The sequence below is a fragment of the Nakamurella sp. genome (assembly GCF_048594475.1).
In the GTDB taxonomy this organism is placed as follows: domain Bacteria; phylum Actinomycetota; class Actinomycetes; order Mycobacteriales; family Nakamurellaceae; genus Nakamurella.
In genome coordinates this window covers 1-12405 of sequence record NZ_JBMDXT010000203.1, presented here as the reverse complement: position 1 = coordinate 12405, position 12405 = coordinate 1, and the positions used below count along the sequence as shown (strand labels likewise).

Sequence of the window (12405 nt, the reverse complement as noted above, 5' to 3'; positions counted from 1 at the left end):
GCGTCGGTGGCCGGCCCGTGCCGGGGGTCGGCGGGCCGGGCGTCCCGGCCGGGCAGTTCGGACAGCCGCAGCTCGGGATCGACGGTCACGGCACTGATCACCTGTTCCAATCGGGTGGCGAACTGGGCCACGGTGGACTCCTCGAACAGACCGGTCGCGTACTCGAGGGCGCCGGTCATCGCGCCCCCGGCGCGGTGCCAGACGAAGAACGTCAGGTCGGTCTTGGCCACCCGCCAGGCCTGCTGGAACGCCAGGTCCGCGGCCGGGTCGGCCGCCCCGGCGGTGGCCAGACCGCCGGTCTGCAGGTCGAACCCGACCTGGTAGATCGGGGTGCGGGACAGGTCACGGTGCGGCAGCACCTCATCGACCACGCGCTCGAACGGGACGTCGGCCCGGGCCTGCGCGTCCAGCCAGGTGGCCCGCACCGCGGCGACCGCCTGCGCGAACGTCGGATCGCCGGACAGCCGGCAGCGCAACGCGACCGGGTTCAGGAACGGGCCGACCACGTCCTCGAACTCCGGTCGTGACCGGCCGGCGACGGGGCTGCCGACGGCGAAATCCAGCCGGCCGGTGTGCCGGGCCAGCGTCATCGCGAACGCGGCGAGCAGGGTGACGAACGGGGTGACGCCGAGCCGCCGGGAGACCGCCTCGACGGCGGCCGCCCGGTCACCGGCCAGGTGCACCGGCACGCCCGCGCCGCTCACGTCCCGCTCGGCCGCCCGCGGCCGGTCGGCCGGCAGGGCCAGCGGTTCCACCCCGCGCAGCTGCTCGCGCCAGTAGGCCAGGCCCTCGGCCAGGGCGGCCCCGGCGAGCCGGTCCTGCTGCCAGGCGGCGTAGTCGGCGAAGCGCACCGGCAGCGGGGGCAGCGGCGCCGGTTCCCCGGTCAGGGCGGCCCGGCACAGCCGGCCCAGGTCCCGCTCCAGCACGACGGCGGACCAGCCGTCGGTGGCGATGTGGTGGACGGTGAGCAGGACGACGCCGGGCCGGTCCGGGATGCGCACGAACAGCGCCCGCCAGATCGGCCCGTGCTCCAGGTCGAAGCCGCGACCGAACTGCTCGGCGAAATGCCCGGCGAGCGCGGCCGCCTCGGCCGCCTGGTCGGCCGGACGGTCGGGCAGGTCGACGACCCGCAGCTCGACCGGTCCGGCCGGCGCGGCCACGGCGACGGGTTCGCCGCCCCGGTCGGCGAAGCGGGTCCGCAGCACCTCGTGCCGCTCCTCCAGAGCGGTCAGCGCGGCGGCCAGCTGCGGCGGGGTCAGGCCCGGCGGCACCCGCAGGAAGACCGGCGCGACCCATTCCAGACCACCCGGATGCAGCCGGTCGGAGAACCAGAGCCGGCGCTGGCCGGACGAGAGGATCGGCGGCCCGGCCGGTGCGGTCCGATCGCCGGCGGAATCGCCGGCCCCGGGGGCAAGCCCGGCAGTGCCGGTGCGGTCACCGGGGTCGGCGGGCGCGTCCACGACCGGGAGCAGGCGGGCCTGCGCCTCGACGGTCGCGGCGTCGAACAGGCCGCGCAGGTCGATGCGGCCGCCAGACGCCTTCTGCAACCGGCTCGCCAGCCGGGTGAGCATGAGGGATTCGCCGCCCAGGGCGAGGAAGTCGTCATGCACGCCGACCCGGTCCAGCTGCAGCAGCTCGCACCAGACGCGCGCGACGATGCGTTCGGCCGGGGTCCGGGGCGCCACGAACGGCGGTTCGGCGGGGTCGTCGCCGGTGACCTCGGGCAGGGCGGCGCGGTCGAGCTTGCCGCTGCCGGTGCGGGGCAGCGCGGCCAGCCGGCGGACGACCGCCGGCACCATCGCCTCGGGCAGCCGGCTCCGCAGGTGGGCCCGCAGCTCCGCGGCCGGCACCTCGTGGTCGGCCTCGACGAAGGCGACCAGCCGCTGGCCCCCGCCGGCGGCGTGTCGGGCGACCACCGCGGCGACCCGGACGGCGGGATGGCTGGTCAGCGCCGCCTCGACCTCGGCGGGCTCGATCCGGACACCGTTGACCTTCACCTGGTCGTCGGACCGGCCGAGGAACTCCAGGACGCCGTCGGGCCGCCGCCGGGCCCGATCGCCGGTCGCATACATCCGGGAACCGTCCGCGGCGAACGGGTTCGGCAGGAACCGGGCGGCGGTCAGGTCCGGCCGCCCCTTGTAGCCACGGGCCACCCCGACCCCGGCCGCATACAGATCCCCGGCGACGCCGTCGCCGACCGCGGCCAGGTGCTCGTCGAGCACGAGCACCGTCAGCCCGTCGATCGGCCGGCCGATCGGCACCGGTCCGGGGCGGTGTTCGTCGACCGGGAAGGCGGTGACGTCGATCGCACATTCGGTGGGGCCGTATGTGTTCCAGACCTGCGGCCGGCCCGGTGCGGCGGCCAGCCGGGCCGCCAGCTCGTGGTCGAGCGGCTCCCCGGCCGAGAACACCAACCGCAGGTGATCGGCGCGGGACCAGCCGGGCTCCCCGGCCAGCGGTCGCAACACGGACGGGACCCCCTGCAGCACGGTGATCTCCCGCTCGGACAGCAGGTGGGCCATCGCCTCGACCGACCGTTCGACGCCCGGCGCCGGCAGCACGACGGTGCCCCCGCTGACCAGCGGGGCGAAGATCTCCCAGGCGGCCGCGTCGAAGGCGATCGAGCTCTTCTGCAGCACCCGGTCGGTCCCGGTCAGGCCGTGGCGCTCGACGGTCCAGCGCACCCGGTTGGCAATGCCATCGTGGGTGATCACCACGCCCTTGGGGCGGCCGGTCGAACCGGAGGTGTAGACGACGTACGCGGCGTTCGCCCCGCTCAGCGGGGACGTCGGCGCCTTGGCGTCAGCACCCGCCGAGGACCCGTCGGAGCCGTCCAGGGTCACCTGGCGGACCCCGGTGCCGGCCAGCAGGCCGTCGGTGACGGAGTCGACCAGCACGAGCGCCGTCGCGCTGTCGGTGATCATGCCCGCGGTGCGCTCGGCCGGGTGGGTCGGATCGATCGGCAGGTACGCGCCGCCCGCCTTCCAGGTGGCCAGCAGGGCGACCACCAGGTCCACCCCGCGGGTCAGGCAGACGCCCACCACCGATTCCGGCTGCACGCCCTGCGCCCGCAGGATGTACGCCAGCCGGTTGGCCCGGCGGTCGAGATCGGCGTAGCTCAGACGTCGGTGATCGTCCTCGACGGCGATCGCCTCGGGCGTGCGCGCCACCTGAGCGGTGAACAGGTGAGGCAGCAGCTGGATCTCGGTCATCGGTTCCTCGATGCAGGTGGACGGCAGATGGGTGGGGAAGGCGGGCGGGCCGGGCGGATCAGACGCGGGCCAGGTCCATCCGGCGGCGCAGGCTCAGCGGGCGCATGTCGGTCCAGACCTGCGTGATGTGCTCCAGGCACGCGTCCTTCGGGCCGACGGTGCCGTCCGCCTCCCAGCCGGCCGGCACCTCGCGGCCTTCCGGCCAGATCGAGTACTGCTCCTCGGCGTTGCGCACGACCAGGTAGATCGGCTCGGCGGGTTCGTTGTTGTTGCTCGTGTTGTTCGCGTTGTTGGTGTTTCTCGCGTTGTTGTTGTTCGCGTTGTTCGCGTTGTTGTTGTTCGCGTTGTTCGCGTTGTTGTTGGCGTTGTTGTCGTTCGGGTTGGCGGCGTTGTTCGCGTTGTTCGCGTTCGCGTTGTTGTTGTTGTTGGGGTTGGTGTTCGGGTTGTTGTTGCCCGTCTCGTGGTTCTCGTTGTTGTTGGGCTGCTCGGACATGCCTGCTCCTCGGGATGGATCAGTGGGTGGCTGCCGAGACCGGTTGGCTCGGCAGGAAATCCGGGATGTCGACGCCGGCCCCGGTGGCCTGCGCGGTGGCCCGGACGAACTCGGCCAGGGCGATGTCGAGGGCGCCGAGACCGAAGGGCGAGAAGATCACGAGGCGGTCGTCGGGCTCGGGGACCGGGACCGCACCGGTCAGCAGGTCGCCCAGGCCGGCCGCGATGAACGACCGGTCGCCGGTGGCCAGCTCGGCCAGGTGCAGCGAGGTCCGTTCCCGGCACACGTGGTCGGCGTCGTCGACCACGTTCCGGGCCCGCAGGATGGTGGGCACCTCGATGTCGCGCAGGGAGACGTGCAGGACGACGGTGCCCGGCCGGCAGGCCCGCAGATCGGTGTGCGGCTCGGCCGCGGTGGTGGCCAGGCTGACCAGCGGGTGCCGGGCGAGCACGTCGTCCAGATCGGCGGCGACCTCGACCCGCGGCCCGAGCCGGCCGGCCCGGTCGGCGAAGTCGGCGGCCCGCCGGGGATCGGTGTCGAAGACGGTGGCGGTCGCCAGGTCCGGCAGCACTGCGGTCACGTACCGCAGCACCTCGAAGTTGATCACACCCGTGCCGATCAGGCCGATGCCCCGGTAGGAGCGTCCGGCGGCCAGGGTCCGGGCGGCCAGCGCCGCCCCGGCCGCGGTCCGCGCGGCCGATAGCAGCGACGCCTCGAGCAGTGCCTCCGGGCGGCCGTCGACCAGCGAGTTGAGCACGAGCACCGCGCTGGCCCGCGCCGCACCCGCGGCCACGTTGCCCGGGAACGAGGAGATCCACTTGACGCCGGCGCCGGGGCGGGACCCGCCGACGAACGCCGGCAGGGCGATGATCCGCTCCCGCGGGCGGTCGGGGAACCGCAGGAACACCGAGTGCGGGACGGCCGTGCGGCCCGCGGCGTGCGCACGGTAGGTGCGGTCGACCACCTCGACGATCTCGAGCTCGCGGCCGGCCAGAGCGGCGGCGACGTCGCCGGAACGGAGGATCAGCACCAGGCCACGTCCTCGATGAGCGGGCGCTGCCACAGCTGCATGGCGTCGGAGCCGAAGTGCTCGGCCACCCAGGCGTCGGAGTAGATGGTGTCGAGGTACCGGTCGCCGCCGTCCGGGAAGATCGCCACCACCGTCGACCCGGGCGGGATGCGCGGGGCGTACTTGCCGACCGCGGCGATGGTGGCACCCGACGAGCCGCCGGCCAGGATGCCCTCCTGGCGGGTCAGCGTGCGGCAGGCGACGATCGATTCCAGGTCCGTCACGTGCACCACGTCGTCGACCAGGCTCGGGTCCAGCAGCGCGGGCCGCACCGCGGCCCCGTGCCCGGGGATGAGCCGGCGCCCGGGCGTGGGGTGGAACAGGATGCTGCCGACGGCATCCACCGCGACCACCCGGGTCGGCATGCTCTGGTCGCGCAGGTAGCCGACGCAGCCGCGCAGCGTGCCGAAGGTGCCGGCGGCCGCGAACAGGTAGTCCACCCGGCCGTCCAGCGCTTCGGCGATCTCCCGCATCGTGTTCTCGTGCGCGGCCGGGTTCCGCAGGTTGGCGTACTGGTTGGGGTTGTAGGCGTTCGGCAGGGTGGCCAGCAGGTGCCGGACCCGGCGGACCCGCTCGGGCAGGTACTCCCCCGTGGCCGGGTCCCGGTCGGTCACCACCTCGACCCGCGCCCCGTAGGCCCGCAGGATGGCCAGGTTCTGGGTGGTCGTCTTGGCGTCCACCACGCAGATCAGGTCGATCCCGTAGTAGCAGCAGATCTGGGCGAGGCCGATCGCCAGGTTGCCGGAGCTGGACTCGACGACGACCGTCCGGCCCGGGCGCACCCCGCCGTCGAGGATCTTGGCCTGCAGCATGGCCAGGGCCGAACGGTCCTTGACCGACCCGCCCGGGTTGAACCGCTCCAGCTTGACGAACAGTCGGAAGTCGAAACCGGGCACGAGGCAACCCATCTCCACCAACGGGGTGTCCCCGATCGCGGACAGGATGCCCTTGAGCGGTCTCCGGACGGCCATGTCATCAGTCCTTGCGGTGTGTGGTCTGCAGTGGGCGCCGCGAGGCGGTCGGGGCTCAGTCGGGCCGGCGTCGGGCCGGCGTCGGAACTGCGGTGACGCCGCGGGTGATCGGGCGGACGGCCGGCCCATTCCCCCCGGCCGGATGCTCCCGGATCTACGGTGGCCCAGGGCTCTATACCGGACCTATTCCGGGCCCACCGGGCACGGACGGACGCCCGGGTCGTCGCCGATCCGATCGAGGATCTGCAGGTACGTCCCCAGGTGCCGGTGGATCGTGGCCTCGTCGAACAGCTCCCGGTCGTACCGGAAGGCGACGGCCGAGCCGTCCACCGTCCGGGTCACCTCCACCCCCAGGTCGTACTGCCCCTGGAGCCGGGGCACGGCGAACGCCTCGATCCGTCCGCCGGCCTCCGACCCGGCCCGGTCGGCCGCCGGTCCGATCCGGGCGTCGACCTGGGTGATGGCGATGCGGTACGGCGGCCCGGCGTCGCGGCCCCGGTCCAGCGCCCGGACGATGTGCGGGTACGGCAGCCCGCAGGCCCCGGCCGCCGCCCGCAGCTCCCGGGCGGCCGCCCGGACGAGCCCGGCGGTCGGGCCGGACGGATCGATCTCGGCGCGCAGCAGCACCATGTTCACGTAATAGCCGACCGCGGGCAGGGTCTCCCGCCGCCGGCGCAGGCTCATCGGGCAGCCGACCAGGAACCGCCGTTGCCCCCCGGACCGGTGGATCGACGTCTGCAGGGCGGCCAGGTGGACCGCGAACGGGGTGACGCCGAGCGCCACCGCCCGCTCCTGCACCCGGTCGTGCAGCGCCGGCGGCACCGGCACGGTCACCGTCCCGCCGCGGTACGCCGGGTGCCGCGGCCGGGGCCGATCGGTCGCCAGCTCGCCCGCGGGGGCGTCCCGGCCGGTGGCCCGCCAGTGCTCGCTCCAGCCGGCCCGGTGCGGGCCGGCCAGCGCGCGCCGCTCGGCGGCCACCTGGTCGTCCCAGCTCCAGGCCACCCGGGGCAGCTCGGGCACGGCACCGGCCGACCGGGCCCGGTAGGCCGCCAGCAGGTCCCGCCAGAGCACGAACTGCGAGGCGGCATCGCTGGCGATGTGGTGGTTTCCGCTGAGCAGGACGGCGTCGTCCGGCGCCCGCCGGAACAACCGGAACCGGGCGGTGCCGGTCTCCAGGTCGTACGGCTCGCCCGCCGCCGCGGCGACGAGCGCGGCCAGCACGGCGTCGTCCACCGGCCCGACGTCGACCACCTCCAGCCGGGGGCCGGCCGGATCGACCACCCGCCCCGGCCACCCGTCGTCGTCGACGAACCGCGAGCGGAGCAGGTCGTGCCGCCGGGTCACGTCGTCGACGGCGCCGGCCAGGGCCGACACGTCCACCGCGCCGGTCAGTCTCGCTGCGCCGGCGTCGTTGTAGGCGGCGCTGTCCGGGGCCAACCGGTGCAGCGTCCACAGGGCCTGCTGGCCGACCGAGATCGGCCGGAGGGCCGGGGCCGGGTCACCGGTCACGGGGCCGGGCCCGGCCCCCGTCGCGGCCCTGAATCCGGTGTCCACCGGTCCCATCGCATGTCCCCCGTCGCCCTCCCGCCGCCGACGCACCGGGTTCTGGCCATGCAGGATGCCGGGGCCGGCTACACCGCCGCTATACCGCGGAGTGCGCCGGCGTCAAGCCCGCCAGGTATAGAAAAAACATGGTGGCCACACCCACCGTGGGTCGCAGACAGGCCGGGCCGCCGGCGGCCGCCACCCGCTCGCGCCGGGCGCCGCTCCGCCACCGGCCGACGACACGGGGGCAAGGGATGGCAGGGGTGGAGATGACACGCGCTCGACCGCTGGACGCCGCCCGCTGCACGGGGCTGGCCGAGGAGTTCGGCACGCCGCTGTTCGTCTACGACTCCGCCGTGCTCACCGCCGCCTTCGCCGAGCTGCGGGCCGCGCTCCCGCCGGCGATGGAGATCTTCTACTCGCTCAAGGCCAACCCGAACGTCTCCGTGACCGGTGTGCTGGCCGGGGCCGGTGCCCGGGCCGAGGTGTGCTCGCGGGCGGAACTGCGGACCGCCCTGCTGGCCGGCGTCGCGCCCCGGGACGTCATCTTCCTGGGCCCGGGCAAGACGGCGGCCGACCTGAGAGCCTGCCTGGACGCCGGCATCTACGCGATCGTGGCCGAGTCGTTCGACGAGCTGGGCGTTCTCGACCGGCTGGCGGCGAAAGGGAACCGGCGACCGCGGGTCATGCTGCGGGTGAACCCGCGGCGGGGCACCGCCGGTGCGGGCCTGTCGATGGGCGGCAAGCCGCGCCAGTTCGGCATCGACGAGGAGCAGCTCGAGGTGGGCGGACCGCTGCCCCGGCGTTACCCGCACCTGGACCTGGGCGGCGTCCACGTGTATGTCGGCACCCGCCTGCTCGACGCCGCGCTGTTCAGCGAGAACGTCCGCGCCCACCTCGAGCTGGCCGAGCGCATCGCCGCGAGCACCGGAATCACCCTCACCGCGGTGGATGTCGGCGGCGGCCTGGGCGTGGCCTACTTCGCCGGCGAAGTCGACCCGGACCTGAGCGGGGTGCGGGCCGACCTCGACCCGGTCGTCGCCGCGTTCCGCGAGCGCCATCCCCGGGTCCGGCTGATGTGCGAGTCCGGCCGGTTCCTGGCCGCCCGGGCCGGGGAGTACGTCGTGCGGGTGGAGTCGGTGAAGCAGTCGCTGGGCCGGCATTTCGCGTGCACCGACGGCGGCACCCACCATCACCAGGCCGCGGCCGGGATCGGCTCGGTGGTGCCGCGGAACTTCCCGGTCCGGCTGCTGAACCGGACGGGCGGGGACCGGACGCAGGCCTGGCAGGTGACCGGCGCCCTGTGCACGCCCAACGACACGCTGGCCCGCAACGTCGAGCTGCCCCCGCTCGCCGTCGGCGACCTGATCGGCATCGGCCGGTCCGGCGCGTACGCGGCGAGCGCGTCCCCCGGCCGGTTCCTGAGCCACGGCTACGCCGCCGAGGTTCTCCTGCACGACGGCGCCGGCCACCTGGTCCGACGCCGGGACCATCCACTGGACCTGCTGCGCGGGCAGCACTATCACCACGTCAGGACGTGCCCCATGGAACGAGGCCAGGCCATCGAACACATCCGCGCCGCCGCCGAGAAGGTCACCCGGCGCGACCTGCCCGCGCTGGACGAGCGGACCCCGCTCCCCTCGCTCGGGCTCGACTCCACCGGCATGCTCGAGCTGCTCATGGAGCTGGAGGACCTGGCCGACTTCCAGGTGGATCCGGACGATCTCGACCCGGAGATGTTCGGGACGGTCGGGTCGCTGTGCGACTACCTGACCCGGATGGCGGCCGCGGCATGAGCGGACCGGTCCCGCTGACCGCCGTCGCCGCCGTCGCCCGCCGGGACGGCCTGGCCGCCGGCCTGACCGCGGCGTTCGACCTGCGCGAGCCCGTCGCCTGCAGCCGGCAGGGCCGGACCCTCGTGCCACCCGGGCTGCTGCCGGTGGTCGGCAGCTGGTCGATCGGCGGGGTCACGTACCCGGCCGCCCGGTGCCGGGTCGAGATCGAACCGTCCGCCCTGGCCCGGCTCGAGCAGCTGGTCCGGATCCGGGTGATCCCGGCCACGGTGGACCCGGCCGGCCCGTCGTCCGGCGGGCCGCCCGCCCGCGGGCCGGCGGCCCTGGCGGCGGTGCGCGCGGGGCTGGACCGGCGCCTGCTGGGCGGCGCCATCGACACCCTGGCCCGCCGCGTCTCCGACGGTGCCCCGCTCACCGACCGCCAGCTCGTGCGTGCCGAGATCGCCGAGATCGCGGTCGTTCTCGAGACGGTCGAGTCGGCCCTGAGCGCCGGCATGACGCCGGCCCAGGCGTCGCTGTGGCACGACGAGCTGGACCGGGCGGATCAGGCGCTGGCCCGGCTCGTCGGGGGCGCCGGCTACCTGGACGATCACCCGGTCCGGGCCTTGCGGCTGGTCGCGCTGCTGCGCGACGTGGCCGCGCCGGCCGGCGAGCGGCTGGCGGCCTGACCATGACGGAGGAATCCATCGCCGCGGTGCGGGCGGAGGTCCGGGCGGTCGCCGCGGACCTGCGCGCCCGGGCGTTGGACGTGGACGCCCACCCGGCGGCGGTCGCCCGCCACCTGGACTCCCCCGGCCTGCGGGCCGTGCACCGGATCAGCACCGTGCCGGAGCGGCCGGAGCCGGACCGCTGCCGGCGGCTGACCGCGGCCACCCTCGAGGCGGCCCGCGGGGACGCGGGTGTGCTGCTGGCCGGGCCGGGGCCGTCCCTGGCCGGGGTGGTCGTCGACCTGCTGGCCGACGACGCGCAACGGGCGCGGTTCCGGTCGGCCCTGGCCGACGGCCGCTCCTGGGCGTTCTGCGCGATCACCGAACCGCAGGGCGGCAGCGACGTGCTCGCCCTGCGCACCGAACTCGCGCGCACCCCCGACGGGCTGCGCCTGTCCGGGGCGAAGACCTACGTCGGCAACGCCTCTCGCGGCCGGCTGGGCGTGGTACTGGCCCGGACCGGGCCGACCCCGCTGCACCTGCGGGCGGTGCTGGTCCGGGCGGACGCCGGCGGGGTGGCGGCGGCCGCGCTGCCGATGGCCGGGCTGCGCGGGGGGCGCATCGGCCGGCTGACGTTCACCGGGGTGCCGGTGGCGCCGGAGGACGTGCTGGGGTCCCACCTGCCGCCCAGCCGCCGCGGGCTGTGGGGCGTCATCCGGGCCTTCGCCAGCGTCCGCGTGCAGGTCGCCGCGATGGCCACGGCCACCGCGGCGGCAGTCTGCGACTACCTCACCGAGCACGGGACCCGCTCCACCCCGGCCGAGCTGGATCCCGTGCGGGCCCGGATCGAGGCGACCGAACGGCTCGTGCTCGAGGCCGCGGCCGCCGTCGACCGCGACGAGGGCCGCGGCCAGCTGTCCGCCCTGGCCAAGCTCACGGCCACCCGGCTGGCGATCGGGGTGACGACCCGGCTGCCGGCCCGGCTGGGCCCCGGGGCCCTGCTGGACCACCCGCTGCTGGAGAAGTGGCGACGGGACGCGGCCGGATTCGAGTTCATGGAGGGCACCTCGGCGATGCAGCTGCTGCACGTCGCCGACGGCGCGCTGCGCGACCCCCGGCACCGGATCGCACCGGACGGGGCGGCGGCATGACCGTCCTGCAGGCCGTCGCCACCTACATCCCGCCGACCGCCCGGCCGGTCGGGGACGCCGCCCGGGAACTGCAGCTGTCGGCGACGGAAGCCGCGGTGCTGCAGAAGTTCTACGGCCTGCGGGACTACCGGGTGGACCGGACGGCCACCGCGGCCGACCTGGTCGAGCGGGCGGCCCGGGCCCTGCCGTCGCTGGGCCGCGTCGCCCGCCGTATCCGCTACGTGCTGCACGCCAAGAGCGTGCCGCCGAGCGGGCCGCACGCGACCCCGCCCGTGCAGTCCGTCCGGTCCGACCTCGGTCTGTCCGGCGCGGTGGCCTTCGCGGTCACCCAGCACGCCTGCGCCTCGGGCCTGCTCGCCGTGGACCTGGCCGGCCGCCTGCTGGCCGGCGACGACCCGGACGCGCTGGCCCTCGTGCTGACCGGCGAGAAGGCCTACCCCGCCGTCAACCGGACGATGCCGGCGCCCACGGTGACCGGTGAGGCGAGCGCGGCGCTGCTGGTCGGCCGGTCCGGCGCGGGCGACCGGGTGCTGTCCTACGAATGGCGGGTCGACGGCGAGTTCCGGGACGGCACCGCGATGCCCGGTCCGACCCGGTCCCGGTTCCACCAGCGGTACCCGCAGACCCTGGCCGACGTCGTGCTGGCGGCCGTGGCCCGGGCCGGCCTGGGGCTGGCCGATCTCTCGATGATCCTGCCGCACAACGTCAATCGTGCGTCATGGGTGCGCGTGGCGGCCCTGCTGGGGCTGCCGCCGGACCGGATCTTCCTGGACAACGTGCCGGTCACCGGGCACGCCTTCTGCGCCGACCCGTTCGTCAACTACCGTTGCGCGGTCGACGCCGACCGGTTGCCGCCGGGCCGGCCGTACCTGCTGGCCGGCGTCGGGCTCGGCGCGGTCTACGCGGCGATGGTGGTCCAGGCCCGGGGAACGGCCGGCGGGTGGTCGGGGTGACCGCCGTCCTGGGGGCCCCGGTTTCCCCCCGTCCGATCGGCGAAGCGGCCGCCGTTCCCGCACCCGATCCGGCCGCCCGGCGCGGCGCCGGCCCGGCCCCGGGACCACTGCTGGCCATGACCTTTCCGCACACCGGCGGGCACCCGGCCGGTCCCGGGCTGCGCGCCCTGTGGGCCGACCGGCTCGCCCCGGGGGCGACTCCGCTGCCGCTCGGGTGCGCCGGGCCGGGCCGCTCGTTCGCGGAGATGGCCGCCGCCCTGCTCGACCGGATGCCCGGTGGCGCGGCGGCGGGACTGGTCGTGCTGGCCCACGTCACGCCCGATCTGGACCCACGGGACTCGGTGGCCGGAGCGCTCGCCGCGCCCGGCCGGCTGGAGTTCGCGGTGTCCGACCCGTGCCGGCTCGCGCCGTTCACCGCGCTGCGCGTCGCGGCCGCCTTCCCCGACCGGGACCCGGCCGTGGTGATCGCCCTGGACCAGGCACGGGTCCCCTACGCCGATCCCGACCTCTCCGCCCTGGACGCCCGGGCCGACCACGCCGTGGCGCTGCGCCCGGACCTGGGTTTCGGCCC

8 protein-coding genes and 2 pseudogenes are annotated in these 12405 nt (G+C 75.4%); 5 read left to right on the top strand and 5 right to left on the bottom strand.

Annotation, left to right across the window (positions count from 1 at the left end; translation table 11 throughout):
• The 5 genes and pseudogenes from ACOJUF_RS09610 to ACOJUF_RS09590 all read right to left on the bottom strand — a co-directional run.
• Positions 1-3212: amino acid adenylation domain-containing protein (locus ACOJUF_RS09610; RefSeq protein WP_420121634.1), on the bottom strand; the 3212-nt coding region annotated here is incomplete at its 3' end.
• A gap of 58 nt (positions 3213-3270) precedes the next feature.
• Positions 3271-3483, bottom strand: a pseudogene (locus ACOJUF_RS09605) (MbtH family protein); the annotation flags it as partial.
• 241 nt (positions 3484-3724) lie between these two features.
• Complete coding sequence (gene sbnB, locus ACOJUF_RS09600; RefSeq protein WP_420121633.1) at positions 3725-4735, bottom strand: 2,3-diaminopropionate biosynthesis protein SbnB; 1011 nt, start codon at positions 4733-4735, stop codon at positions 3725-3727.
• The gene (sbnA, locus tag ACOJUF_RS09595; protein WP_420121632.1) at positions 4729-5745 is read right to left on the bottom strand and encodes a 2,3-diaminopropionate biosynthesis protein SbnA; all 1017 of its coding nucleotides are present in this window, start codon (positions 5743-5745) and stop codon (positions 4729-4731) included. Before sbnA ends, sbnB begins: the two co-directional genes overlap by 7 nt.
• Before the next feature lie 183 nt (positions 5746-5928).
• Positions 5929-7299 carry a condensation domain-containing protein gene (locus tag ACOJUF_RS09590; protein WP_420121631.1) on the bottom strand — a complete coding sequence of 457 codons (1371 nt, stop codon included), beginning with the start codon at positions 7297-7299 and terminating at the stop codon, positions 5929-5931.
• A gap of 260 nt (positions 7300-7559) precedes the next feature.
• Here ACOJUF_RS09590 and ACOJUF_RS09585 point away from each other — a divergent pair, with 260 nt between their 5' ends.
• The 5 genes and pseudogenes from ACOJUF_RS09585 to ACOJUF_RS09565 all read left to right on the top strand — a co-directional run.
• A complete protein-coding gene (locus ACOJUF_RS09585; RefSeq protein WP_420121630.1) occupies positions 7560-9086 on the top strand; it encodes a phosphopantetheine-binding protein in 1527 nt (508 codons plus the stop codon).
• The gene (locus ACOJUF_RS09580) at positions 9083-9751 is read left to right on the top strand and encodes a hypothetical protein (protein WP_420121629.1); all 669 of its coding nucleotides are present in this window, start codon (positions 9083-9085) and stop codon (positions 9749-9751) included. The genes ACOJUF_RS09585 and ACOJUF_RS09580 overlap by 4 nt, the downstream gene beginning before the upstream one ends.
• Positions 9752-9753: 2 nt before the next feature.
• Positions 9754-10881, top strand: a complete 1128-nt coding sequence (locus ACOJUF_RS09575; RefSeq protein WP_420121628.1) for an acyl-CoA dehydrogenase family protein — start codon at positions 9754-9756, stop codon at positions 10879-10881.
• A complete protein-coding gene (locus ACOJUF_RS09570) occupies positions 10878-11834 on the top strand; it encodes a 3-oxoacyl-[acyl-carrier-protein] synthase III C-terminal domain-containing protein (RefSeq protein ID WP_420121627.1) in 957 nt (318 codons plus the stop codon). The genes ACOJUF_RS09575 and ACOJUF_RS09570 overlap by 4 nt, the downstream gene beginning before the upstream one ends.
• Positions 11835-11950: 116 nt before the next feature.
• A pseudogene (locus ACOJUF_RS09565) lies at positions 11951-12405 on the top strand (hypothetical protein); the annotation flags it as partial.